Consider the following 233-nt stretch of genomic DNA (forward strand, 5'->3'; position numbering starts at 1 on the left):
GCCCATTCCACTGTTTCCTGACGTGACGCCGTTCCGATCACGGTAAGTCCCGCCAGCTTTGCGATCTGCGTAGCAATTGATCCGACACCGCCCGCAGCACCGATAATGAGGAGGTTCTTGCCTTCATTGTCTTGAGGGTTTTTCGAAATCCCCAAGCGCACGAACAAGGCTTCCATCGCCGTCAATCCAGTCAATGGCAGTGCGGCTGCATGTGCAAAATCCAAGTTTTTCGG

The 233-nt window shown here is 54.1% G+C and carries 1 pseudogene; it reads right to left on the minus strand.

Annotation, left to right across the window (positions count from 1 at the left end):
• Nucleotides 1-233: pseudogene (locus SB775_RS34080) on the minus strand (zinc-binding alcohol dehydrogenase family protein); the annotation flags it as partial.

The organism is Peribacillus sp. SIMBA_075 (genome assembly GCF_046534585.1).